This window comes from Microvirga puerhi (assembly GCF_020089865.1).
In the GTDB taxonomy this organism is placed as follows: domain Bacteria; phylum Pseudomonadota; class Alphaproteobacteria; order Rhizobiales; family Beijerinckiaceae; genus Microvirga; species Microvirga puerhi.
In genome coordinates, this window is record NZ_JAIRBM010000008.1 from 98,672 (window position 1) to 123,016 (window position 24,345).

Annotated in this window: 26 protein-coding genes; 16 read left to right on the plus strand and 10 right to left on the minus strand. The window is 63.8% G+C overall.

What is annotated here, in order from left to right:
- Positions 1–224: 224 nt before the first annotated feature.
- Genes K9B37_RS12540 through cyoD form a run of 4 tightly spaced genes read left to right on the plus strand, consistent with a single transcriptional unit; the run spans position 225 to position 4,281 of the window.
- Positions 225–1,151 carry a cytochrome ubiquinol oxidase subunit II gene (locus K9B37_RS12540; RefSeq protein ID WP_224313419.1) on the plus strand — a complete coding sequence of 309 codons (927 nt, stop codon included), beginning with the start codon at positions 225–227 and terminating at the stop codon, positions 1,149–1,151.
- Positions 1,152–1,154: 3 nt separating this feature from the next.
- Positions 1,155–3,167 (plus strand): cbb3-type cytochrome c oxidase subunit I, encoded by a 2,013-nt coding sequence (locus K9B37_RS12545; protein ID WP_224313420.1) that lies wholly within the window; start codon positions 1,155–1,157, stop codon positions 3,165–3,167.
- Positions 3,164–3,859, plus strand: coding sequence for a cytochrome c oxidase subunit 3 (locus tag K9B37_RS12550; protein ID WP_224313421.1), 696 nt, complete (start codon positions 3,164–3,166; stop codon positions 3,857–3,859). Before K9B37_RS12545 ends, K9B37_RS12550 begins: the two co-directional genes overlap by 4 nt.
- Positions 3,856–4,281: a cytochrome o ubiquinol oxidase subunit IV gene (cyoD, locus tag K9B37_RS12555; protein ID WP_224313422.1), complete on the plus strand. Its 426-nt coding sequence runs from the start codon at positions 3,856–3,858 to the stop codon at positions 4,279–4,281. The genes K9B37_RS12550 and cyoD overlap by 4 nt, the downstream gene beginning before the upstream one ends.
- A 91-nt stretch (positions 4,282–4,372) precedes the next feature.
- On the opposite strand, the gene K9B37_RS12560 is transcribed toward cyoD, so the two are convergent.
- Positions 4,373–4,789, minus strand: a complete 417-nt coding sequence (locus K9B37_RS12560) for a MerR family transcriptional regulator (protein ID WP_224313423.1) — start codon at positions 4,787–4,789, stop codon at positions 4,373–4,375.
- A gap of 165 nt (positions 4,790–4,954) precedes the next feature.
- On the opposite strand from K9B37_RS12560, the gene K9B37_RS12565 reads away from it, so the two are divergent.
- Entirely contained in the window at positions 4,955–7,237 is a 2,283-nt protein-coding gene (locus tag K9B37_RS12565) for a heavy metal translocating P-type ATPase (RefSeq protein ID WP_224313550.1), read from the plus strand.
- A 9-nt stretch (positions 7,238–7,246) separates the two neighbouring features.
- Here K9B37_RS12565 and K9B37_RS12570 read toward each other — a convergent pair whose 3' ends face one another.
- Genes K9B37_RS12570 through hemP form a run of 4 tightly spaced genes read right to left on the minus strand, consistent with a single transcriptional unit; the run spans position 7,247 to position 10,167 of the window.
- Positions 7,247–8,035, minus strand: coding sequence for a heme ABC transporter ATP-binding protein (locus K9B37_RS12570; protein ID WP_224313424.1), 789 nt, complete (start codon positions 8,033–8,035; stop codon positions 7,247–7,249).
- The gene (locus K9B37_RS12575) at positions 8,032–9,096 is read right to left on the minus strand and encodes a FecCD family ABC transporter permease (protein WP_224313551.1); all 1,065 of its coding nucleotides are present in this window, start codon (positions 9,094–9,096) and stop codon (positions 8,032–8,034) included. Before K9B37_RS12575 ends, K9B37_RS12570 begins: the two co-directional genes overlap by 4 nt.
- Positions 9,097–9,122: 26 nt before the next feature.
- Positions 9,123–9,992, minus strand: a complete 870-nt coding sequence (locus K9B37_RS12580) for a heme/hemin ABC transporter substrate-binding protein (protein ID WP_224313425.1) — start codon at positions 9,990–9,992, stop codon at positions 9,123–9,125.
- A 10-nt stretch (positions 9,993–10,002) separates the two neighbouring features.
- Entirely contained in the window at positions 10,003–10,167 is a 165-nt protein-coding gene (gene hemP / locus K9B37_RS12585; RefSeq protein WP_369414297.1) for a hemin uptake protein HemP, read from the minus strand.
- 243 nt (positions 10,168–10,410) lie between these two features.
- On the opposite strand from hemP, the gene K9B37_RS12590 reads away from it, so the two are divergent.
- From K9B37_RS12590 to K9B37_RS12605, 4 genes are all read left to right on the plus strand, one after another.
- Positions 10,411–12,564, plus strand: a complete 2,154-nt coding sequence (locus K9B37_RS12590; protein ID WP_224313426.1) for a TonB-dependent hemoglobin/transferrin/lactoferrin family receptor — start codon at positions 10,411–10,413, stop codon at positions 12,562–12,564.
- A 120-nt stretch (positions 12,565–12,684) separates the two neighbouring features.
- On the plus strand, positions 12,685–13,023 hold the full coding sequence (gene hmuQ, locus K9B37_RS12595; RefSeq protein WP_224313427.1) for a heme-degrading protein HmuQ: 339 nt from the start codon (positions 12,685–12,687) through the stop codon (positions 13,021–13,023).
- A gap of 5 nt (positions 13,024–13,028) precedes the next feature.
- Positions 13,029–13,538 carry a heme utilization cystosolic carrier protein HutX gene (hutX, locus tag K9B37_RS12600; protein ID WP_224313428.1) on the plus strand — a complete coding sequence of 170 codons (510 nt, stop codon included), beginning with the start codon at positions 13,029–13,031 and terminating at the stop codon, positions 13,536–13,538.
- Between the two features lie 31 nt (positions 13,539–13,569).
- Complete coding sequence (locus K9B37_RS12605; protein WP_224313429.1) at positions 13,570–14,325, plus strand: HugZ family pyridoxamine 5'-phosphate oxidase; 756 nt, start codon at positions 13,570–13,572, stop codon at positions 14,323–14,325.
- 30 nt (positions 14,326–14,355) lie between these two features.
- Here the strand turns inward: K9B37_RS12605 and K9B37_RS12610 are convergent, their stop codons facing one another.
- Positions 14,356–14,679 carry a hypothetical protein gene (locus tag K9B37_RS12610; protein WP_224313430.1) on the minus strand — a complete coding sequence of 108 codons (324 nt, stop codon included), beginning with the start codon at positions 14,677–14,679 and terminating at the stop codon, positions 14,356–14,358.
- 187 nt (positions 14,680–14,866) lie between these two features.
- The gene (locus K9B37_RS12615) at positions 14,867–15,523 is read right to left on the minus strand and encodes a DUF1236 domain-containing protein (RefSeq protein ID WP_224313431.1); all 657 of its coding nucleotides are present in this window, start codon (positions 15,521–15,523) and stop codon (positions 14,867–14,869) included.
- A gap of 176 nt (positions 15,524–15,699) precedes the next feature.
- Between K9B37_RS12615 and K9B37_RS12620 the strand changes: the two genes are divergently transcribed.
- From K9B37_RS12620 to ptsN, 7 genes are all read left to right on the plus strand, one after another.
- Positions 15,700–16,314, plus strand: coding sequence for a ribonuclease D (locus K9B37_RS12620; protein WP_224313432.1), 615 nt, complete (start codon positions 15,700–15,702; stop codon positions 16,312–16,314).
- Positions 16,315–16,420: 106 nt separating this feature from the next.
- Complete coding sequence (lptC, locus tag K9B37_RS12625; protein ID WP_224313433.1) at positions 16,421–17,152, plus strand: LPS export ABC transporter periplasmic protein LptC; 732 nt, start codon at positions 16,421–16,423, stop codon at positions 17,150–17,152.
- Positions 17,149–17,811, plus strand: a complete 663-nt coding sequence (locus K9B37_RS12630; protein WP_224313434.1) for an LptA/OstA family protein — start codon at positions 17,149–17,151, stop codon at positions 17,809–17,811. Before lptC ends, K9B37_RS12630 begins: the two co-directional genes overlap by 4 nt.
- Before the next feature lie 94 nt (positions 17,812–17,905).
- On the plus strand, positions 17,906–18,697 hold the full coding sequence (gene lptB, locus K9B37_RS12635) for an LPS export ABC transporter ATP-binding protein (RefSeq protein WP_224313553.1): 792 nt from the start codon (positions 17,906–17,908) through the stop codon (positions 18,695–18,697).
- 95 nt (positions 18,698–18,792) lie between these two features.
- Complete coding sequence (gene rpoN / locus K9B37_RS12640; RefSeq protein WP_224313435.1) at positions 18,793–20,235, plus strand: RNA polymerase factor sigma-54; 1,443 nt, start codon at positions 18,793–18,795, stop codon at positions 20,233–20,235.
- Positions 20,236–20,337: 102 nt separating this feature from the next.
- Positions 20,338–20,910: a ribosome hibernation-promoting factor, HPF/YfiA family gene (hpf, locus tag K9B37_RS12645; protein ID WP_224313436.1), complete on the plus strand. Its 573-nt coding sequence runs from the start codon at positions 20,338–20,340 to the stop codon at positions 20,908–20,910.
- An 81-nt stretch (positions 20,911–20,991) separates the two neighbouring features.
- Positions 20,992–21,450 (plus strand): PTS IIA-like nitrogen regulatory protein PtsN, encoded by a 459-nt coding sequence (gene ptsN, locus K9B37_RS12650; RefSeq protein WP_224313437.1) that lies wholly within the window; start codon positions 20,992–20,994, stop codon positions 21,448–21,450.
- Between the two features lie 199 nt (positions 21,451–21,649).
- Here ptsN and K9B37_RS12655 read toward each other — a convergent pair whose 3' ends face one another.
- From K9B37_RS12655 to K9B37_RS12665, 3 genes are all read right to left on the minus strand, one after another.
- The gene (locus tag K9B37_RS12655) at positions 21,650–22,072 is read right to left on the minus strand and encodes a VOC family protein (RefSeq protein ID WP_224313438.1); all 423 of its coding nucleotides are present in this window, start codon (positions 22,070–22,072) and stop codon (positions 21,650–21,652) included.
- Between the two features lie 197 nt (positions 22,073–22,269).
- Positions 22,270–23,001 carry an SIMPL domain-containing protein gene (locus K9B37_RS12660; RefSeq protein WP_224313439.1) on the minus strand — a complete coding sequence of 244 codons (732 nt, stop codon included), beginning with the start codon at positions 22,999–23,001 and terminating at the stop codon, positions 22,270–22,272.
- A 208-nt stretch (positions 23,002–23,209) separates the two neighbouring features.
- Entirely contained in the window at positions 23,210–24,298 is a 1,089-nt protein-coding gene (locus tag K9B37_RS12665; protein ID WP_224313440.1) for a polyamine ABC transporter substrate-binding protein, read from the minus strand.
- Between the last annotated feature and the right edge of the window lie 47 nt (positions 24,299–24,345).

Here is a 24,345-nt window from a genome sequence, read left to right on the forward strand (position 1 = left end):
ACGAGGGTCGGAGAGCGAAGTTCGATGTTTGACGATTCGTCGTCCATGACCCCGGCGACGGAGCGAAGACGCCGATGTAACCCCAAGATCTCAACAGGACCCAGTCGGACGTTCCTTTCCCGCAACTATTCCGAGTCTGATGCCCTTCGCCGTAGCCACAATTGCCACGGAACATCGTCGGGCCTGAGGTGTTTGGTCGGCCATAGGGAGGGGGATGCTCCCGAATGGCTGGCTTGCTCTTTAAAGGCGCACCGGCCCGCGCTTGGCGCGGTTTGATCCTGGGCTTCTTGAGCCTTGGCCTTGCCTCCTGCGCGGGCGGCATCCTCGACCCGCTCGGCCCGGTGGGCCAAGGCAACGCCATCATCCTGATCGATGCCACGCTGATCATGCTGGCCATCGTCATTCCGACGATCCTTTTGGCCTTCTGGGTAGCGTGGCGCTACAACGCGGCGAACCCCAAGGCGGAATATCTGCCGTACTGGGCCTATTCGGGACGGGTCGAAGCGGTCGTCTGGTCGATTCCGGTTCTGACCATCATGTTCATCGGCGGCCTGATCTGGATCGGCTCCTACAAGCTCGACCCATTCAGGCCCTTGCCCTCCAAGTCCCCGCCCCTCGAGGTGCAGGTCGTCTCGCTCGACTGGAAATGGCTTTTCATCTACCCGCAGCAGGGGATCGCGACGGTCAACCAGGTGGTAGTGCCGGCCGGGACACCGGTTCGTTTTTCCATCACCTCGGCTAGCGTCTTCAACGCCTTCTTCGTGCCGCGCCTGGGCTCGATGATCTATGCCATGCCGGGCATGATCTCGCAGGTGAACCTGCAGGCCGACAGCGCCGAAGAGATCTGGGGCATCTCGGCCCAGTTCTCCGGCGACGGCTTCTCCGACATGCAGTTCCAGGTCAGGAGCGTACCGGCGGCCGATTTCGAGACCTGGGCGGCGGGCATCCGGGGCTCTGGTCCCAGGCTCGACGAGGCCGCCTATGCCGGCCTGCTGCAGCAGACCCATCGCGTGTCGCCCGCGACCTTTGGGGCCATCGATCCCGAACTCTTCCAGGCCGTCGCCACCCAGAAGATCGCGCCGGGGCCTGGGCCGGAGCCTGAGGGTCCGGGGCATGCCGGGCGTGAAGTCTCCACGGGCGGGAAGGATTGACCGATGTTCGGAAAACTCAGCCTGTCGGCGATTCCCCTGTCCGAACCGATCCCGCTGATCACCTCCTTCGTGGTCATCCTCATCGCCCTCGGCGTGCTGATCCTGATCACCGTGAAGGGATGGTGGCCCTATCTCTGGCACGACTGGATCACGAGCGTCGACCACAAGCGGATCGGTGTCATGTACTGCCTCTTGGGAGTGCTGATGCTGATCCGCGGCTTTGCCGACGCCATCATGATGCGCACCCAGCAGGCGATAGCGATCGATGCGCCGGGATATCTGCCGCCGGAGCATTACAACCAGATCTTCACCGCCCACGGCACGATCATGATCCTGTTCGGCGCCATGCCCCTGGTGCTGGGATTCATGAACTTCCTGGTGCCGCTGCAGCTCGGTGTCCGCGACGTGGCGTTTCCGACCTTCAATTCCGTTGGCTTCTGGCTCACCGCGAGCGGCGCCCTTTTGGTCAACGTGTCGCTCTTCGTCGGCGAGTTCGCCCGCACCGGCTGGCTGCCCTATCCGCCGCTCAGCGAAACGACCTACACGCCCGGCGTCGGCGTCGATTACTATCTCTGGGCCGTGCAGATCTCAGGGGTCGGCACCCTGATCACGGGAATCAACATCGTCACCACGGTGCTGAAGATGCGATGTCGCGGCATGAGCTATCTGCGCATGCCGGTCTTCTGCTGGACGGCACTGGCCTCGTGCCTGCTGATCGTCGCCGTTTTCCCGGTGCTGACCGCGACGCTCGCCATGCTGACTCTCGATCGGTATTTGGGCTTCCACTACTTCACGAATACGGCGGGCGGCAATCCGATGATGTTCGTGAACCTGGTCTGGGCCTGGGGACATCCGGAGGTCTATATCCTGGTCCTGCCGGCGTTCGGCATCTTCTCCGAGGTCTTCTCGACCTTCTCCGGCAAGCCGCTGTTCGGCTACCGCTCCATGGTGGCGGCCACCCTGTTCATCTGCATCGTGTCGCTGATGGTGTGGCTGCACCATTTCTTCACCATGGGGGCGGGCGCTGCGGTCAACACGTTCTTCGGCATCTCTTCGAGCATCATCGCGGTCGGCACCGGCGTGAAGATCTACAACTGGATCTTCACCATGTATGGGGGCCGAGTGCGCTTCGAAACTCCCATGCTGTGGTCCATGGGCTTCCTCTTCACCTTCACCATCGGCGGCCTGACCGGCGTGCTGCTCGCGGTGCCGCCAGCGGATTTCATGACGCACAACTCGATGTTCCTGGTGGCGCATTTCCACAACGTCATCATCGGTGGAGTGGTGTTTGCGGTCTTCGCCGGTCTGGAGTTCTGGTTTCCGAAAGCCTTCGGCTTCCGGCTCCACGAAGGATGGGGCAAGGCCGCGTTCTGGTGCGCCTTCATCGGCTTCTGGGTGACGTTCGCGCCGCTCTACGTCCTGGGCCTGCTCGGCATGACGCGGCGCCTGCAGCACATCAACATTCCGGAATGGGCGCCCTGGCTCTACGTATCCGTGGCTGGCGTCGGAATCCTCATCCTGGGTGTGATCGCGCAGGTCGTGCAGCTCGTGGTCAGCATCCGCGACCGCGAGAAGCTGCGCGACGTGACGGGCGATCCGTGGGACGGCCGTTCGCTTGAATGGGCCACTCCCTCGCCGGCGCCCTTCTTCAACTTCGCCGTCATGCCGAACGTCGAAGGGGAGGAGGCCTATTGGGGAATCAAGCTGCGTGCGGTGGAGACCCAACAACTGGCCGAGGAGCCGAAATACGAGCCGATCGAGATGCCGGTGCACAGTCCGGTCGGCATCTTCACGGCCTTTTTCACCTCCGTCTTCGGTTTTGCGATGATCTGGTACATCTGGTGGCTCGCCGGCGTTGCGCTGGTGGCAGCCTTCGCAGAATTCGTCGTCTTCGCCTGGCGTGACGTTCACGAATACGAGGTGCCAGCCGAGGAGGTAGCGCGGGTGGACCGTGCCCGCCGTGCGGCCCGCGAAGCCCTGCTCGACCGGCTCTCCCGGCAGGGGGCGCTGCCATGACGGATCTGGAACTGCCTGCCAGTGTGGGAGCCATCCGCCGCATCCGCGAAGACCCTCATCGGCTCGGTCATCGCGCCCATGGGCCCCGGGAGCCCATCGTAGGCGCGGGGCATGGGGAGACCGGCCCCGCCCACAAGCGGATCATCGTAGGTTACGGCTTCTGGATCTTTCTGCTCAGCGACATCATCATTTTCGCCTGCTTCTTCGCGGCCTTCGCCGTGCAGAGGGGATCGACGGCCGGCGGACCGAGCATCGGGGAGATCGTCGATACGCGCCGGGTCGCCTGGCAGACGGCGGCGCTCCTGCTCTCGAGCTACACCTGCAGCCTGTCATTCGCCGCCACCAATCTCAGGGACGTGCTGCGGACCCAGATCTTCCTTCTGCTCACCGGGCTGTTGGGCCTGGCCTTCGTCGTGATGGAGGCGCTGGAATTCCTCGAGCTGGCCAATCAGGGCTTCACGCCCCAGCGCAGCGGCATGCTGACGGCCTTCTTCGGGCTCGTGGGCTGTCATGGCCTGCATGTCACCGTGGGCGGCCTTTGGCTCGCCACCATGATGGCGCAGGTCCAGGTCAAGGGCTTCCGCCGCGAGATCATCCACCGGCTGATGTGCTTCAACCTGTTCTGGCACGCCCTGGACATCGTCTGGATCGGCATCTTCACTATCGTCTACCTTATGGCGACAGTCGCATGAGCAACCTCGAATTCGACCCCCGTCTCTATACCGGCACCATGGACGACCGGGAGGACCACGCCCCGGGCGACGAGCCGGAAGAGAGCGCCGGCCATTGGGTCCGCAACGCCAATCTGGGTCTTGGCTTCTCGATCGTGCTCACCGCCGCGGCCTTCATCGTTGCCGGTACGGAGTTCATCTACGCGCCGGCCATTCCGGTGGCTTTGATCGTGCTCGCCATCGCCCAGATGGGCGTGCACCTGGTGTTCTTCCTTCACATCACGACGGGCCCGGACAACACCAACAACGTGCTGGCGCTCGCTTTCGGCATCCTGGTGGTCTTTCTGATTGTGGTCGGATCGATCTGGATCATGGACAACATGAACCAGAACATGATGCCCATGCCCATGGAGCAACAGATGCAGATGCAGATGCAGCCGTAGGCGTGCGGCGCAACGACGAATCTGCTCTAAGACGTTTCCAGACGCTCAATCATCGGCTTGGAAGGTTGCCGTTCTTTCAGCAGGCCGCTGATCAGTGCTCTGCGTGCTGGCATTGTCCATGATCGGCCAAGACCTCGATGATCCGGCATTCGGAAATCCGGCGATGGTCGCAGGTCACCATCGCTTCCAGCTCGTCGCGCAGAGCCGTCAGGCGGGCGATCTTGTCCTTCACCTCCGCAAGATGAGCCTTGGTGATGTCATGGACCTCGCCGCAGGAGCGGTCCGGCGTGCCCGTCAGGTCCAGAAGCTGGCGGATGGCCTCGACCTCGAAGCCGAGCTCGCGGGCGTGGCGGATGAAGTTCAGCCGGCGCACGTCGTCCTGTCCGTACCGCCGCTGCTGGCCTTCCGTCCGGCTCGGTTCGGCCAAAAGGCCGATCTGCTCGTAGTAGCGGATGGTCGGCACCTTCACCTGGGCCTGTCGCGACAGCGCGCCGATCGTCAGAGACATGAAACAATCCTCTTGAACCTCTAGTCACTAGAGGATGTAGGCTCCCGCCGAATCAATGTGAAGAGGTTCGTGATGTGTGAGGCCTGCCATCTTCCCGATCTGTCCCAAGACGCGCCCGGGACCGGTCCGTCGCAGGGGCGGCGCACCCGTTACAGGGTGTCGGGAATGGATTGCGCCTCGTGCGCGGCCAAGATCGATACGGCTCTGCGGCGCGCCCCTGGCGTCGCCGACGTGAACGTCTCCGTTCCTGCGGGAACCGTGACAGTCTCTCATGACGATACGATCCTCCCGGCGTCGCTTGCCAAGACTATCACCGCTCTTGGCTATAAAGTGACTGGCCAAGGCCCCGCCGATGCGTCTGCATCCTCGTCCAAGGTCACCGCGCACCGGTCTCATGGTCATGAGCAGGCCCATGACCATCACGGGCATGCCCATGGCCACGAGCACGGCCCAAATTGTGATCACGACCATGATCACCATCACAACCATGGCCATCCGCACGAAAACAAGCATACGCATGACCATGCTGATGAGGCGTCGGTCGGCCTGCATGGGCATCTGCACGATCACGGCGCCAGCGACGGCCCCTGGTGGAAGAGCAAGCGCGGTCTTCTGACCATCGCCTGCGGTTTGGCGCTCATAGCTGCCTACGGGATCGGCCAACTCGTGCCGAAGACCGGACATTGGGCCTTTGTCCTCGCCATGGCCGTGGGCCTCGCGCCGATTGCCCGCCGGGCCCTCGTGGCGGCCCGCTTCGGCACGCCGTTCTCCATCGAGATGCTGATGACCATCGCCGCCGTCGGGGCCGTGATCATCGGCGCCACCGAAGAAGCGGCAATGGTGGTCTTCCTGTTCCTTGTCGGAGAGCTTCTCGAAGGTGTCGCCGCGGGGCGGGCGCGGGCCAGCATTCAAGGGTTGACGAAGCTCGTGCCCAAGACCGCGCTGCTCGAGCGGAACGGCCAGACGGAAGAGGTTCAGGCCGAGAGTCTTTCTGTCGATGCCATCATCCTCGTCCGCCCGGGCGACCGCGTTCCGGCGGACGGCATCATCGTCTCAGGCGAGAGTGCAGTGGACGAGGCTCCCGTCACCGGCGAGAGCACGCCGAAGCGCAAGACCGTCGACGACATCGTCTTCGCCGGAACGATCAACGGCGACGGTGCGCTGCGCATCCGCGTCACGGCGGCGGCCAAGGACAACACCATCGCGCGCATCGTGCGTCTCGTGGAGGAGGCGCAGGAGAGCAAGGCGCCGACCGAGCGCTTCATCGACCGCTTTTCGCGTTATTATACGCCCGCCGTTCTTGCCCTTGGCATTCTCGTGGCCGTCGTTCCGCCCCTGCTCGCCGGCGCGTCCTGGAGCGCATGGATTTACAAGGGATTGGCTATCCTGCTGATCGGCTGTCCATGCGCCCTGGTGATCTCGACACCGGCGGCGATCGCCGCCGGTCTCGCGGCGGGGGCCCGGCGCGGCCTGCTCATGAAGGGCGGTGCGGTGCTGGAAACCCTCGGCACCATCACCATGGCGGCCCTCGACAAGACCGGCACGCTCACCGAGGGCAAGCCCAAGGTTACGGATGTGATCGCCGTCGGGCGCTCCGAACGCGATGTGCTGTCTCTGGCGGCGGCTCTGGAAACAGGCTCCAGCCATCCGCTCGCTGCAGCCATTCTGGCCAAGGCTGCCGAGGCCGGTGTGCCGATCCCGCCGGCCGCCCACGGCGCCGCCGTCGGCGGCAAGGGCGTGACCGGCAGCGTCGGAGGTTTGTCGCTTTTCCTCGGCTCACCCAAGGCTGTGGGCGAAAAGGTGGCGCTTAACGCCGAGCTGACGGCTTTGATTACCGCGATGAACGACGAGGGCAAGACCGTCTCCGTGCTCCTCGCGGGCGATCAGATCGCGGGGCTGATCGGGATGCGCGACGAGCCGCGTCCGGATGCGAAAGAGGGTCTCGACGCGTTGAAGCGGGCCGGTATCGGCACGCTGATGGTGACCGGTGACAACCATCGCACCGCGCGCGCTATCGCGGCGAGCCTTGGGATCGAGCCTCGGGCCGAGCTGCTGCCGCAGGACAAGCAGGCGATCGTGCGCGAACTCCAGGCCAAGGGACAGGTGGTGGCCAAGATCGGCGACGGCATCAACGATGCACCTGGGTTGGCCGCCGCCGACGTCGGCATCGCCATGGGCGGCGGTACGGATGTGGCGCTGGAAACTGCTGACGCCGCCGTCCTGCATGGCCGTGTGCTCGACGTTGCCCGCATGGTGCGCCTGTCGCGGGACACGATGGCGAATATCCGCCAGAACATCACCATCGCGCTCGGTCTCAAGGCCGTGTTCCTGGTGACCACCATTCTGGGCATCACGGGCCTGTGGCCGGCGATCCTCGCCGACACGGGTGCGACGGTGCTGGTCACCGCCAACGCCATGCGTCTGCTCGGCGCCGGAGGGCGTGTGTAAGACAAGCCTTCAGGCCATTGCCAGCGCCCATGGATGCGGCGGCAGCGCGTCTTCCTTGAGGATGACGCCGAACACCTCCGCGAGACGTGTGGGCGTCAGCACCGTGTCGGGTGTTCCGCGCGCCGCCAAATGTCCGTCCTGCAGGAGCACGATGTCGTCGGCGATGCCGGCGGCGAGCTGGAGATCATGCAGGACGGCGATCACCGTGAGGCCCTTGCGCACAAGTTCGCGCGCCGTGGCGAGCACCGCGAGCTGGTGCTTGAGATCGAGGCTGGCGATGGGCTCGTCGAGAAGGAGCAGCTGTCGCTTTTCCACGGTGGATCCGGCTTTGAGCTGCGCAAGCACGCGGGCGAACTGCACCCGCTGACGTTCGCCGCCTGAGAGAGTCTGGTAGTTGCGACGAGCAAGATGCGCCACATCCGCCTGCTCCAGGGATTCGAAGACAAGCCGCTGCCGGTCGGCGCGCGAAAGGCCGCGGCCGAGACCTTCGACACCGAGGCCGGTCACCTCGGTGGCTGTGAACGGAAAGGCCAGATCCGAGGCCTGCGGCATCACTGCGCGTTTATGGGCCAGGAGCCAGGCCGGAATGTTCCGGAGAGGAACGCCGTTGAGCAGGACGGTGCCCGCCGTCGGCGCCAGCTCGCCGCAGAGAAGGCGCATCAGGGTCGACTTGCCGGCCCCGTTGGGGCCGAGAACGACCGTCAGGCTTCCTTCCTGAATCGTGAGATCGATGTCTTCGATCAGTGCGCGTCCGCTGCGCCGATAGGACAGTCCCCGAGCTTCGAGAATGATGGTCACAGCGCCATTCCTCCCTGACGGCGCAGCAGAAGCCAGAGGAAGAACGGCGCGCCGATCGTGGCCGTCAGGATGCCGATGGGCAGTTCCGCCGGAGCTGCGATGGTGCGCGCCACCGTGTCGGCGCCGACGAGCAGCGTCGCTCCGAGCAGCGTCGACGCGGGAAGCAGCGTGCGATGGTCCGGACCTGCGAGAAGCCGGAGTACATGCGGCACCACGATGCCGACGAAGCCGATCATGCCCGCCGCAGCGACCGACGCTCCGACGGCGACGGCGACGAGGAGGATCGCGAGAGCCTTGACCCTCTGCACCGGCACGCCGAGATGAAAGGCCTCCGCTTCGCCGAGCGACAGAGCGTTCAGTCCACGCGCCAGGAATGGCATCAGGAGCAGGCTCGGCAGGATCAGCGGCACGATCGCGGCAACCTTCGTCCAGGTCGCGCCGCTCAACGAGCCAAGAGACCAGAAGGCGAGATCGCGCAATTGTCGGTCGTCGCTGAGATACGAGAACAGGCCCATCACGGCCCCCGAGAGCGCGCCGAACGCGACGCCGGCAAGCAGCATGGTGGCGATGGAGGTGCGGCCTTGGCGCGTTGCGACGAGATAGAGCCCGAGCGTTGTCAGCAATCCGCCCGCGAAGGCGCCGGCGGGCAATGCGCCGAACGGCAGCGCGCCAATAAAGGGCGCAAGCAGCGCATCGCCCAAGGTGATCGTCGCGGCGGCGGCGACCGCCGCTCCGGCCGATACGCCGACGAGGCCCGGATCCGCCAGCGGGTTGCGGAACAGTCCCTGCATGAGCGCGCCTGACGATGCGAGCGCGGCGCCGACGAGCAGTCCCAGGAACAGACGCGGCAGCCGCACCTGGAGGATGATGAGCGCATCACCGCCGACAGTGCTTCTGCCCGTGGCCGCATCGGCCAGAATGGTGAAAGCCCGCGATATCGGAATCCCGGTTGCGCCGACGCTGAGCGCTGCAAGGCTGATGAGCACGAGCAGCAGCGCGAGAGCCGAGAGCAGGATTCCTTTTCGCGCGCGCAACAAGGATCGCAGTCCCGTATCCTCCATCGCGGCGGGCTCCATGACGGCGGCCGTCATGGCCGAGATGTTTCGGTCTGGCCCGGATAAAGCGCCCGCATGAGATCGCGCGCGGCCGCAGGGGTGCGCGGGCCGAATCCGAGAAGATAGACACCGTCCATGACGATGAGCCGTCGCGCCGTGGCGGCAGGCGTTGCCGCGAAGGCCGGAAGCCCGAAGGGATCGGATGCGTTGCCGCCGGGGCCGTTCTGCATCATGACGATCGCTTCCGGCGCGGCGGCGATGAGCCCCTCGTCGGACAGGGGCTTCCAGCCGGTCAAGGACGAGGCGACGTTCGTGGCGCCCGCCAAGGCCAGCACGGCATCGGCGGTGGTCCCAGCGCCGCCGACGAGCGGGCGGCCGTTCTGGAGCGACAGCACGAAGAGTGCCCGGACCGGCCGCGTCACGCGGACTCGCTCTTTCGACAGGAGGGCGAAATCCTGTTCGATCTCTCGTGCCAATGCGTTGCCGCGATCGGCCTCCTCGACGGCCTGGGCAATCACCTCGACCCGCTTGACGATGCCGGCGGGGCTCGGCTCTTCGGGAACGCGGACGATGGGGATTCCCGCCTGCGCGATGAGGTGCAGGGCGTCGGGAGGGCCGGCTCCCTCGCCAGCGAGCACCAGCGTCGGGCTCAAGGACAGCACACCCTCCGCCCCGAGCGCCCGGACATAGCCCACATTGGCCTTCGTCTTGAGCGCTTCGGCCGGATATTGGCTGGTGGAATCGACCCCGACGATCTCGGCCTCGTGTCCAAGGCGATAGAGGATCTCGGTGACGGCGCCGCCGATGCTGACGATCCGGCGCGGCGCGGCGGCACGGATGCGCGGCGCGGCGAAAAGCAACGGCGTAGCGAGGAGAACGGCGCGACGGGAAAGCATCGTCATGGAAGCACCTTCATTTCGTAAGGATCAGTTTGCCGTTCGCCGTGACCCGCAGGCGGTATCGCTCGCCGCGATGGAGCAGCACGATCTCGCGTTCGCTGCCGATCAGGCTCGCGACGTCGATCTCCTTCACGGCTGTCGTCCTGTCGCCCTTGGGCTCCGGCGGCGGGTGTTGCACGGCGATCTCCAGTTTTGATGTGTTCTAAATTAAGTAACGTGTGCGAGTGCCATGTATTCGTAGTTTAGAATTACGTAAAACTACGAGATATCAAGGCTCTATTGACGGCGTTACTTGATTTGGATAACGAATGCAAACCCTCTCCGGCCGACGGCTGAGGGGGATAGCCAGCCAGCGTGATTTGTTTCTGCGCGAGCCAGCCAGTCACCAAGAAAAACATCGCTAAAGACTGGAATCGTCAGGATGATTACGTTCCTGCGCGAAGGACTTCGCGCGTCCACATCCCATGGGGCACTTCTTCTTCTGGCGCCGCTGGCCGGCGCGCCTTTCGCTTTCGCGGCTGAAGCTCAGACCACGCCCGCTGCCTCCACCGCACCGAGCGATGGCAAGGTCCTCGAACTCGACACGATCACCGTGACGTCCGGCAAGACCGAGGACAAGGTGATCAACGACCTCGCCGGATCGAGCGTCGTGACACGGCGGCAGATCGATCTTCTGCAATCGTCACGCATTTCCGATGTGCTGCAGGGTGTGCCCGGCGTGGCGGTGCAGGAAACCGGGACCGATCCGGGGCAGGCGATCAATATCCGCGGCCTTCAGGATTTCGGTCGCGTGAACGTGCTGGTGGATGGAGCCCGGCAGGACTATCAGGTGAGCGGCCATGGCGCCAACGGCACCTTCTATCTTGATCCCGAACTGATCGGCCAGGTGGACGTGACGCGTGGACCGGTGTCCACCGTCTATGGTTCGGGCGCCATCGGCGGCGTCGTCCAGTTTCGCACCCGCACGATCGACGATATCCTTGCGCCGGATGAACGCTACGGCGCGACTCAGCGGGTGGGCGTGGGCACCAACGGTGCCGGCATCTTCACCAACAGCATGGTCGGCGCGCGCGTCGGCACGGCAGCGGATGTGTTCGGTCAGTTCCTCTACCGCAACACGGGCAATTATCGCGACGGCGACGACATCAAGGTCCGCGATTCCGATTCCGAACTCACCTCCGGCCTGTTCAAGTTCAATCTCTATCCGGCGGACGGCCACACGGTGAGCGGTTCTGCGCTATTGCAGAACTACAACTTTACGAACAATGGCGACACCGGTGCCGGCACGCGGTTCAAGAACGACGTCACGGCGAACACCTTCACGCTCGGCTATCGGTTCAACCGACCCGACACGCCATGGCTCGATCTGAGCCTGAAGGGCTACTACACCACCACCGAGGACCAGAAGCGCGTCATCACGCCGACCTCGACCTACGGCGCGCTCGGTGTGCTGCCGGGCGCACCTCTGTCCTACAGCATGCATACGGCCGGGTTCGACTTCAACAATACGTCCCGGTTCGAGACCTACGGCTTCACCCATGCTCTGACGGTCGGCATCGACGGCGCGCAGGACGATGCGCGCACCCGCGACCGCGCCGGCGGTTATGGTGCGGCCTTCACGCCGTCCGGCACGCGCAACCTGTTCGGCGGTTTCGTGCAGGACGAGGTTCGCTTCACGCCATGGCTGCGCACCATCGGAGCGCTGCGCTTCGACAGCTATGAACTGAGCGGCGGCGGGACCAATTCGGACGGATCTCACGTGTCGCCGAAACTCACGATCGGCGTCGAGCCGTTCAAGGGAATCGAATTCTACGGCACCTATGCCGAAGGGTATCGCGCGCCCACCATCACGGAGACGCTGATCCAGGGCTCCCATCCGTTCCCGATCTTCAACATCCTGCCGAATCCCGCCCTGCGGCCGGAAGTGGCCCATAATCTGGAAGGCGGCGTCAACATCCAGTACGACAACGTCCTGCGGGACGGCGACAGCTTCCGCGCCAAGGCGACCGTGTTCCACAACGTGGTCGACGACTATATCGACAGCGTCGCGGTCGGTCCCGTCTACAACGTCCCGGTGGTCCCGGGCATGCCGGTCAGCGTTTGTCGATTCGTACCGAGATTGTGTGCCATCGGCATCCAGGATCAGCAGTATCAGAACATCACCCAGGCACGCCTGGAAGGTGCAGAGCTCGAAGCGGCCTATGACTGGGGCGGAGGCTTCGTGACCGTGGCCGGGTCCATCGTCAACGGCAAGAACAAGGTGACCGACGAACCGCTCAACTCGGTCTCCCCGAACCGCCTGAGCACGACGCTCGGATTGCGGTTCCTCAACGACAAGCTCACGGTAGGAACGCGTCTGACCTTCGTCGACGATACCAAGTGGAACGTCGCGAATCCGGCGAAGGGCTACGGTCTCGTCGATCTCTTCGCGTCCTATCGCTACAGCGACAGCGTGAGCGGCGACATCTCGATCCAGAACGTCTTCAACCGGCAATACATCCAATACCAGAACAGCAACGCAAGTCCCGGCCTCACCGCCAAGTTCGGCCTGACGGTGAAATTCGCCAGTCGATAGGCGTTCCACGAGCCTCCGGCGATGCATTGCCGGAGGCACCCACGACATCAGACGGGCCGCAGATGACGCGGCCCGAGAATCCCGGCACCCGCGACCGGAAAACATGTGAAGGAGATCGTCATGTTCATCGCCATGAACCGCTTCAAGGTCCTCAAAGACGCTGCCGAGGATTTCGAGCAGCGCTGGCTCACGCGGGAGAGCTATCTCCACGAGCTCGAAGGCTTTTTGGAATTTCACATGCTGCGAGGACCGGAGCGTGAGGATCACATCCTCTATTCCTCGCACACTCTGTGGGCATCGAAGGCTGATTTCGAGGCCTGGACGCGCTCGGATCAGTTCCGCACGTCCCATACGCGCGCCAGCACCGGCAACAACCGGCCACTCACCCTCGGACATCCGGAGTTCGAAGGCTTCGAGGTGATTCAGACCATCGGACCTGTCGTCCGGGCGGCGGAGTGAGGCTGATGCGACGGTCTGTGGAAGAATTGATCCGGCAGGATCTGGCGGCGAAGCCGGACGGCGTGCTCGAAACCATCGCCGATGCTCATGGCGCCCCGCTTCAAGCGGTCCTGGATTGTCTGCCCGCCGAGGCGGCGGTCCGGATCCCGGGCGGCCTGTTCGAGGAGATCTGGAAGGATCTGACCGGCTGGGGCGAAATCACCTTCATCGTGCACACCCGCGACGGCGTCTTCGAATGCAAGGGCCGCGTCCCTCCCGGCGCCCAGGGCCGCGGGAGTTTCAACCTTCACGGCGACAGCCCCATCAGCGGCCATTTGCGTATGGAGCGTTGCCGGTTCATCTATTTCATCGATCGGCTATTCTTCGGGAAACGCTCCTGCTCGGTGCAGTTCGTGAACGAGGAGGGCGGCGTGATGTTCAAGATATTCGTCGGACGCAACGAGGATCGTAGTCTGAAGGCGGATCAGCTGGCCCGATTCGAGGCTTTGCGCGAGGCACAGCGCGGACGGGCTTGAGACGATGAATGAAGGGGAGAGGGAAAGCGGCATGACGAAGGATCGGACTCTGCCGGTCGACGATGACGCCCGCCTTCTGGCGAAACGGCTGATGCGGACGGCGCGCTCGGGAGCACTTGCGACCTACGAGCACGAGACCGGCATGCCTTTCGCGAGCCTGGTGCAGGTCGCGACTGACCTCGACGGTACGCCTCTTATCCTAACCTCCGAGCTGTCCGGTCACACGAAGCTGCTCGCGGCAGACCCGCGCTGCTCGCTTCTTCTCTCCGCCATCGGCAAGGGCGATCCCTTGGCGCATCCGCGACTGACGCTTCTCGCTCAGGCGGAGCGGCTGGACCGGGAGGTGCCGACGACGCAGCAGATCCGTCGCCGTTATCTCCAGCAGCATCCGAAGGCTGCGCTTTACGCGGATTTTCCGGATTTCTCGTTCTGGCGCCTTAATCTCGCCTCGGCCAGCCTCAACGGCGGGTTCGGCCGCGCCTATCGGCTGGAACGGACCGATCTGGTCACCAATCTGAACGGCTTTCCGGACTTCTACGACCGCGAGGCCGATGCGATTGCCCATATGAACGAGGATCACCGGGAGGCTGTCGCGCTCTATGCCACGCGCCTGCTGGACGCGCAGGAAGGGGCGTGGCGGTTGATCGGGATCGATCCGGAAGGATTGCAGCTGGCGCTCGGCGACGAATTCCTGCGCCTGCCGTTTCCCACGCCCCTCAAGGAGGCCGGCGAACTGCGCTCCACGCTTGTCGCTCTCGCGCAGCAGGCACGTAGCACGCCGGCCTGATCAGCGCCCATCGGCGCCGGGTCGTGATCGTCAGTAGCCGTAATAATAGTCCTCACGGTAATAGCGCCGCGGTGCCTCGTAGTAGGGGCTGTAATAGGGGCGGCGATAGGCGGGCTGCGTCGCAGCGCCCAAGGCACCGCCGATGATCGCTCCCGTCACGCCTGCCGCGATCGCGGCATTGTTCGAGCGCCGGTAAGAATAACGCGGAGCCGCATAGTATCCGCGCGAGGCATGCCAGCCATGTTGCTTGTAATGGCCATAGGCATGGCCGCGTCCGGGGCGTGCTTCCGCCGATCCGGAGAAGGCGGATACGGCGATGAGCGCAGTACTCAACGCAACAACGAGCGTCTTCATGCTGTCTCTCCTGAGTTTCTCTCGCCATAACAAAGACGAAAGGGCGAAAAGCGTTCCATTCGACAGCAATATGCTTCTTGTCCAAGAGGAATTATACGGGTCCTCTTGCTCATGACGAAAAAGCGGCTGCGACGATTCATGTCGCAGCCGCTTCATCTCAATTCTGCTTCGTGGAGAAGCTATATCGTCAGCCCTGCCGCTCGATGACCGTTACGATCTTGCGGGTCTTCGGCTCGACGATCACGATCTGGTCCTTCACGACTACGTAACGGCATTCGGGCAGGCCGTGAAGAATGCGGACGACGTCGCTCGGGCAGGTATGCAGCGTGGTGACGGATGCCGGCACGACGGATCCGACGCTCACGGTGAAGTCGACGTTGTTCAGGGGCTCCACACGCACCGATTGGAAAGCGTGGCCGATCTCCGTGCGCTGCTCCGTCGTGACGGAGACGTTTGTGCTCGTGCTGCCGGTCGTGTTCGGCGCCGTGTTGTGCTGGGTCGAAGCCGCGCCAGGGTTCGCGGACCCGCTTGGAGCCCGGGTCGCGGCATTGCCCGACGTGGTTCCGGTGGAGGATCCGGAGGGTGCTTGGCCCATGGTGCCGCTGGTGCCACTGGGCGAAGGACTGGTCGCCCCGGTCGTGGAGGGCGGCCTCACGGTCGTGCCGCCACCGCTACCGGACATGGAACCTGAAGCGCCACCGGAGGTGCCGCCAGAGGCTCCGCTGGACATGCCGCCGGATGATCCGCCCGAAGTCCCGCCCGTGCTGCCGCCGGTCTGGGCAACCGCCGCGACACTCAAGGACAGGACCGCCGCGGCAACCGTCGTAAGAAGCGTAACACGCATGATGGATCTCCTTCATCACGTGAAAAAGGATCGTCAGGGGTGGTCAACGGTAGTCCCTGGCCTCCGTTCCGCATTCGCCATGGGGTTACATCGGGCGGCTGCGACCTTGTGCGTTGATGAGGCGGCGGGAACAGGCTAGAGGCTCAGATCTGCCTTCTTCGGAAACGGGACCCTTCATGACCACGCGCTTCCACCGCGGCGACCTCCCCGCCGATTACCGGCCCGGCCCGGCCATTGCGATCGATACCGAGACGCTCGGCCTCAATCCCCACCGAGACCGGCTCTGCGTCGTGCAGATCTCCACCGGCGACGGCAGCGCCGACGTGGTCCAGATCGCGAAGGACGGCCCCGCTCCGCAGAATCTGATGCGGGTTCTCAGCGACGAGAGCGTCCTCAAGATCTTCCACTATGCCCGCTTCGACCTTGCCGTGCTCTTCCATGCCTTCGGCGTGATGCCGCGCCCGGTCTACTGCACCAAGATCGCATCCCGCCTCGTGCGGACCTATACCGACCGCCACGGTCTGAAGGACCTGACGCGGGAGCTCATCGGCGTGGAACTCTCAAAGCAGCAGCAATCCTCGGATTGGGGTGCGCCGACCCTCACACAGGCGCAGCTCGACTATGCCGCTTCCGATGTCTTGTATCTCCACGCTCTGAAGGAGAAGCTCGACGGGATGCTGGAGCGCGAAAATCGCCTCGGCATCGCGCATCAATGCTTCTCGTTCCTGCCGACCCGGGCTCAGCTCGATCTGCTCGGCTGGGCCGAGACAGACATTTTTGCCCATAGTTGACGGGCGCTTAAACTTCTGAGGATATAACCTCATATCCCGTCATAACTTCGCCACGGCCGTCCGCCATGGCGCATCGCGGCTTTTGGCGGAAAAGGATCGTTCGAGCGTGGCAGGAGCGAAGGGCATCACGATGGGGACCGGACCGGCCGCACAGCCGCGTTCGCGCCTGCGCGACTTCTCCAAGGCGCGCCGCCATTCCCGCTGGGTCCGCTTCGCGAAGATCGCCATCCCGATCGGATCGTTGCTCGCCATGGGCGTGGTCGTGCTGCTCGCCTATTTCAACCCGTTCCGGAACATCCAGGGGCTGTCGGTGGAGGCGGTCGGCGTCAGCGGGACCCAGGTAACCATGGAGAGCCCCAAGCTCACCGGCTTTCGAAACGACAACCGGCCTTACGAGGTGACCGCGAGCCAGGCGACGCAGGACGTGCGCAAGCCCAACTTCGTCGAACTCAAGGACCTGCGGGCCCGGATCGTCACCGACGAGAAGGGCAGCGCCGCGCGCCTCCAGGCGGATTTCGGCGTGCTCGACACGCAGAAGGAGCAGATGAACCTGCGCGATGCCGTCCGTGTCCATACCGATGGGGGCCAGCAGGTCGATCTCCGTTCCGCTTTCGTGGACTTCAAAGCCGGCCGGGTCCTGTCCGAAGAGCCCGTCACCGTGACCCTCAGCAACGGCCTCATCGAGGCGACGGGGCTCGAGGTGACGGAAAACGGCAAGGTGATGCATTTCAAGGGCCGTGTCCGCACCACCTTCGCGAATGATGGCGCCACGCATTCTTCCGCTCCTGACGCTGGGCAGCCCAATCTGCCGGCGCAACCGACAAGTCTCCACCCATGATGATGCTCCAGCACGCGGCGCTCCTGAGCGCGCTCGCTCTCTCGGCCCCGCTCGCGATCCAGGCCGCCTCCGCACAGCCGGCCCAGCCCGCGCAGAAGGAGCGGGCGGCCGGGTTCGGCAATTTCGGCGCCAGCAAGGAGCCGATCAAGATCGATGCCGACCAGCTCGACGTCTACGACAAGGAAGGCCGGGCGGTCTTCACCGGCAATGTGGTCGCGGTTCAGGGCGAAAGCACCATGAACTGCACCTTGATGACGGTGCTCTATGAGCAGAAGCGGGACGGACAGAACAATGCTCCCGCCGCGCCCGGAGGCGACGACAGCGCGATCAAGAAGATCGACTGCAAGGGCCCCGTCACGATCGTGTCGAAGACGCAGGTCGCCACGGGCGACAACGCGTCCTTCGACCGGGTCGCCAACAAGATCTATCTCATCGGCAATGCGGCGCTCAGCGATGGACCCAACGTGACCCGCGGCGAGCGGGTGGTCTACGACCTGAATACCGGCATCGCCAATGTCGAGACCAAGCCCGGCGGCCGCGTGCGTGCGCTGTTCGTGCCCGGCAGCGGTGAAGGCAAGGCGAATGCCGCGCCGGGTGGAAATGCAGCTCCGGCAGGCAATGCTGCCAAGCCCAAGCCGCAGAAGCCGGCGACCAACTGAGGTTGCCGTGTTCTCCCTCATCGTTTGTTTGTAGCGGTTCATTCCCTTGAAAACTCTTTTCAAACGCCCGCCCGCCGCGGCCAAGCCGCCCTTCATGGCCGCGCCGTATGACCAGGAACTTCCGGACTTCGATCCGAAGGGCGGCACCGCCACCTTCGGCGGTCCCGGAACCCTGGCGGTGAAGGGCCTTCAGAAGAGCTATCGCGGCCGCACCGTGGTGCATGACGCCGCCCTCAATGTCAGGGCGGGCGAGGCGGTCGGCCTGCTCGGTCCCAACGGCGCCGGCAAGACCACGATCTTCTACATGATCACCGGCCTCGTCTCGGCGGATCGCGGCCTCATCAGCCTCGACGGGCATGATGTCACGAACCTCCCCATGTACCGCCGCGCCCGCCTCGGCATCGGATATCTGCCGCAGGAAGCATCGATCTTTCGTGGCCTCAACGTCGAGGACAACATCCGCGCCGTGCTCGAGATTGTCGAGCCGAGCCGCAAGGAGCGCGAGCGCAAGCTCGACGCCCTGCTCGACGAGTTCAACATCACGCGCCTGCGCAAGGCGCCCTCCATCGCCCTGTCCGGCGGTGAGCGGCGGCGCTGCGAGATCGCCCGAGCGCTCGCGGGCGAGCCGACCTTCATGCTGCTCGATGAGCCCTTCGCCGGTATCGATCCGATCGCCGTGGGCGACATCCAGAATCTGGTGCGCCACCTTACCCGTCGCGGCATCGGCGTGCTGATCACCGACCACAATGTCCGTGAAACCCTGGGCCTGATCGACCGGGCCTACATCATCCATTCCGGTCGCGTGCTGACGGAGGGACACCCGGACGCCATCGTGGCGAACGAGGATGTGCGCCGGCTCTATCTCGGCGAGGATTTCCGCCTCTGATGTTGCGTCATTCTCGACTTTGACGGCGCCGGAATCGCGCGGTAAATCTTGAGCCGGCATGAGAAATCATGCAGTCGCGTGTCCGGGATGCCGTCATGACGTCTATGCAACGGCTGGAATTGCGTCAGGGACAAACCCTGACCCTGACCCCGCAGTTGCTGCAATCGATCAAGCTCCTGCAGCTCTCCCACCTTGAACTCTGCGCCTTCGTGGAAGCGGAGCTGGAGCGCAATCCTCTGCTCCAGCAGGCCGAGGCCGATTCCGATGAATTGAAATCCGCCACCACCGCGAGCGGAAAGGCTCAAGCAGGGAGTGCGGCGGTCATGGGCCGGCTCTTTCCGGCTCCTCCTAGCCGACGCCGGGAAATCGCGATGGCGAAAGGCTCCGGCCTGTCCGGCGGCTCGTTGGCCGCCGACGCCACTGATGATGTCGAGGCGACTTTGGTCCAAGGCGTGTCCCTCGCCGAGCATCTCGAAGCCCAGCTCGACCTTGCCACGGCCGATCCGGCTCTGCGGGCCATCGGCCACGACATCATCCGCAGCCTCGACGACGCGGGCTATCTGACGGAAGAGTTAGACGATGTCGCTCAGCGTCTTCGCTGCACCATCCAGGAGGTGGAAGCGGCGCTGGCCCTCGTGCAGAACCTCGATCCTGCCGGCATCGGGGCCCGAAATCTCGCGGAATGCCTGTCGCTTCAGTTGAACGAGCGTGGCCGTCTCGACGAACCGATGAGGATTCTGCTGAGCCGGCTCGATCTCGTGGCGAAGCGTGACTTTTCCGCCCTCGAACGCCTGTGCGCCGTCGATGGTGACAGGATCCAGGCCATGGTGGCCGAAATCCGGCGGCTGGATCCGAAGCCCGGTCTCGCCTTCTCCGCCGCGGCGGTCGACCTTCTCGTTCCGGACGTCCTGGTGCGCCCGGATTCCGCCGGCGGCTTCCTGGTCGAGCTCAATCCGGAGACCTTGCCGCGAATCCTGCTCGACAAGTCTTATTACGCACGCGTCGCGTCCGCCACGCGCAGCGAAGCCGACAAGTCCTTCCTGTCCGATTGCCTGCAGACGGCCCACTGGCTCACCCGCAGTCTCGACCAGCGGGCAACGACCATTCTGAAGGTTGCGACCGCTATCGTGCGACACCAGGAGGAGTTCTTCCGTCACGGGGTGTCCCGGTTGCGGCCCTTGACGCTGCATACTGTCGCGGAAGAAACGGGACTTCACGAATCGACGATTTCGCGCGTCACCGCCAACAAGGCGTTTGGGACGATTCGCGGCACGTTTTCGATGAAATTCTGCTTCGGAAGCGGTTTGGCGGGAGAGGATGGCGGCGAGCATTCCGCGCGGTCCGTTCAGCATCGTATCCGCGAACTGATCGCGTCCGAAGAACCTGCTCAGGTGCTGTCGGACGATGCAATTGCTCAAAAATTGAAGGTCGATGGCATCCGGATCGCCAGACGGACGGTCGCCAAATATCGGGAGGCGTTGCGCATTCCCTCCTCCGCCGAACGGCGCGCGAAGGGGAGGCATCGTCGCCCTTTCTGATCGGCATCGTCAAGTCTTGTAATGGGCGCAGGAAGCATCATCATCCCTATGTCGCCCGATCAGGACGCGGCTCGCCGCCAAGAACGAGGAGGGATGGAAGACATGACGTTGAGAGTTTCCGGAAAGAATCTCGATATTGGAGAAGCGTTGAGATCCCAGGTCCAGGCGCGCATGGCGACGGCGCTGACCAAATATTTCGATGGAAGCTACAAGGGCCATGTGACCGTGACCCGCGACGGCGGCGGTTTCCGCACGGATTGCGTGGTGCATCTGCCGACCGGAATGACACTGGAAGCCTCCGGCGCCGCCATCGACGCCTATGCCAGCTTCGACCAGACCGCGGAGCGAATCGAGAAGCGCCTGCGGCGCTATACGCGGCGCCTGAAGGAGCATCCGACCCGCAATGGGCGGGACATGACCGTCGAGGCCCCCTATGCCGTCTTCGAGTCGCCGACGGACGAAACCGTCCAGGAGGAGGCATACCACCCTGTGGTCATTGCCGAGACGACTAAGCCGTTGCATCGTTTCTCGGTCAGCGACGCTGTCATGCAGCTCGACCTGACGGGAGTTCCAGCCCTTGTTTTCATCCACGCTAGCACCGGCCGCGTGAACGTCGTATACCGCCGCAGCGACGGGGCGATCGGTTGGGTCGATCCGCCGCACGGCCAATCGTGAGGTTGCCTTCCTTTTTTGGCCCGAATTTTGCTTGGAAGGGCGCGAGGCCGTGTCGGCTTCACAACGGATGTAGCTTGATCGATGCCTTTGCTGGACTTTCTTGATCCCCAGGCCGTCCTGCCTGCCCTGCGCGTCAGCGGCAAGAAGCAGGCCCTGCAGGAGATTTCCGCTCACGCGGCCAAGCTGGTCGGCCTGAGCGAGAACACCATCTATGAGGCTCTGCTGCAGCGGGAACGCCTGGGTTCCACGGGCATCGGCGAGGGCGTCGCGATTCCGCACGGCAAGCTTGCCGGCCTCGATCGTATCTTCGGGCTCGTGGCCAGGCTCGACAAGCCGATCGATTTCGAGGCCCTCGACGGTCAGCAGGTCGATATCCTGTTCCTGCTCCTGGCGCCCGAGGGCGCAGGCGCCGACCACCTCAAGGCCCTCGCCCGGGTGGCCCGGGTACTGCGCGAACCCGGCCTCGTGGAGCGGGTCCGCGCCACGCGCGACGCCAACGCGCTTTACGCCATCATGACCGAGCTGCCCAAGGCAGCGTAAGGTTCTTCCATGACAGAAAAGGGCCGGCTCCACGCGTGGAGCCGGCCCTTTTCTTTGCCGTGCCGCTTTTTTAGCGGGCGATCGGATTCATTTCGCGTAGAAACGATAGAGCATCAAACGCAAAAGTGGGAATCGGTTTTGCGTTTGATGCTCAAAATCAAAAGCTTAAAGCACCGAACCCGAATTCGGGTCCGATGCTTTAGACGCCGAACGTCACCATCCCATTGGCATCGATGGACCAGGCGGGATTCCAGGCGATTTCCCAGGCATGGTCGTCGGGATCGGCGATATAGCCGCGAAAGCCGCCGTGGATCGGCGCGTCTCCCGGCCTGAGGATCCGACCTCCGAACTGCGACAGGCGTTCGATGGTCGTCGCGACGTCCTCGCGGCGCGGGACGTTGTGGGCGAGGGAGAAAGGCCCGGAACGGGCCGGATTCGCCCGCTGCATGTCGTCCTCCAGACGGGCTTCGAGCCAGGTTCCGAGGACGAAGCCGTTCATCTGGTAGAAGACGATCTCCTCGTTCTCGAAGACCGGCTTCCATCCGAAGCCCTCGACGTAGAATCGCCGCGACCGTGCAAGATCGCGGATGCCGAGTGTGACGACTGAAATCTGTTGCTGCATTTGACATGTCCCTACGTTCCCAGGAGCACCATGCGCCTGGGTCAACGTCACGGGACTTGGCGCATGCGCCAGCCAGAGCCCCCGGAACCGGGAACGACCGGGCTAACCAAACCGGTCCGCCTTTTTTGACCCGGACAACCTACTGAACCGCAGATCGCGGTCAAGGTCGTCGGGCCGGTTATGCAGACCGGGACGCCTCACGGCTTCGGCGCGATTTCCCACACCATCTGGATAGTCGAGGTGTAGCGCAGGCTGGCAGGAGGAACGATCGGGATCTCCTCGGCGGGCGCCGCCGCCTTCATGGCCTGCACGCGGAATCCGCCCTGGGGCGCCTCATAGGGCTGGGCCGAGCCGTCGCGGATCTCCAGGATCCGGCCGAGCGTCACTCCCGACGCCTGGGCGTAAAGCTCGGCCTGCCGCTTCGCGTCGCGGACGGCCGCGCGGCGGGCCTCGTCACCGCCTTCCTCCTGCTTGTCGAGCCCGAAGGCCACGGACTGGAAGAGCATGTTGGGGCTCGCCAGGATCTCGCCGGCGAGCCGACCGACGCCTTCCAAGTCGCGGCTGGTGATTCGCAGCCGGTGATTGGCGGTGAATTTCGGAGTCTTGATTTCCTTGCCGGTATTGTCGACGCGCGCCGGCGTCTGGAACACCTGGAAGTTCTCGGTGCGGATGTCCTCTTTCTTGACGCCGAGCGACTGGAGCCGCGCCAGGACTTCCTCGGAGGATGCCCGGTTGGCTTCCACCACCTTGCCGACCGTATCCCCTTGGGTCTCGACGGCCACGAAGAGGCGGGCGAAATCCGGCTTCAGCTGCGCTTCGCCGCTGCCCATGACGCTGACCGTCGCAACCGGTGGGGTCGACGGGTTGTCCGCGAGAACCGGCGTTGCAAGGAGAAGGGCGGTAGAGGCTGCGAGAAGGGCGAGGCGCATAGGCAAAACACTCCGTCGAAAAAAAGATGCCCCACCTGAGGCATCGGACCTAAAAGTGGAAGCCACTTTTAGGACCCATCCGATGCCCCAATTCTAGAAGCGGCGCATCGTTTGCTGCGAAAAACCGGATCCACTTTTCCGCACGATGCGCCAAGGGCGGAGCATCAAAGCTGGACGCCAGAATGGCGGCCCTATCCTGAGCGGCGGATTAACGCCCGGTCTTCACCCGGGTCCAGAGCCGCGTCACCGTGCGCTGGGAGCGCTCGTCATAGGCCGTGTTGGTGAACAGGCGCTTGAACGTCGCGTCGTCCGGATAGATGCCCGGATCATTGAGGATTTCAGGCTTCACGAATTTCTTCGCCGCGAGATTGCCGGATGCATAGGACACGAAGTTGGTATTCATGGCCGCGATTTCCGGCTTGAGCATGAAATTGATGAATTCATGCGCCTCGGCGACGTTCTTGGCGTCCGACGGAATCGCGAAGTTGTCGAACCACATCAATGCGCCTTCACGCGGGATCACATAGGAGACCTCCACGCCGTTCTTGGCTTCCTCGGCTCGCTTCCTGGCCTGGATGATGTCACCCGAATAGCCCACCGCCACGCAGATATCGCCGTTGGCGAGCGCGTTGATGTATTCGGAGGAATGGAACTTCTGCACATAGCTGCGGATGCGGAACAAAGCATCGCCGGCCTTGGTCAGATCCTCGTTGCGCTTGGAATCCGGGTTGAGGCCGAGATAGGCCAGGATACCGGGAAAGAGATCCTCGGGACTGTCGAGCATGTAGATGCCGCAGCTTTTAAGCTTCGAGGCATATTCCGGCTTCATCACCAGATCCCAGGTGTTGAGCGGCATGTCGTTGCCGAGGATGTCGCGCACCTTCTTCACGTTGAGGCCGATGCCCGTCGTGCCCCACATGTAGTTCACGGCATATTGGTTGCCCGGATCGAACACGGCGAGGCGCTGCGTGATCTCGGGCCATTGATTGGCGAGATTCGGCAGCTTTGCCTTGTCGAGCTTCTGGAAGATCTTGGCGCCGATCAGCCGCTGCAGGAAGGGGCCTGATGGCACGACGATGTCGTAGCCCGACTTGCCCGCGAGCAGCTTCGTCTCGACGATCTCGTTGTTGTCATAGGTGTCGTAGACGACCTTGATGCCGGTCGCCTTCGTAAACTCGTCCAGAGCCTTCGGATCGATATAATCGGACCAGTTGTAGACGTTGACGACGCGCTCCTGAGCGGCGGCGGCCGTCGCAAGGCCGAAGGCCATGACCAGCGAAACGAAAAGACGGATCATCGAGGGTGGGACTCCTTTGGGTTGAGCCTCGGAACGGGATTTAAGGC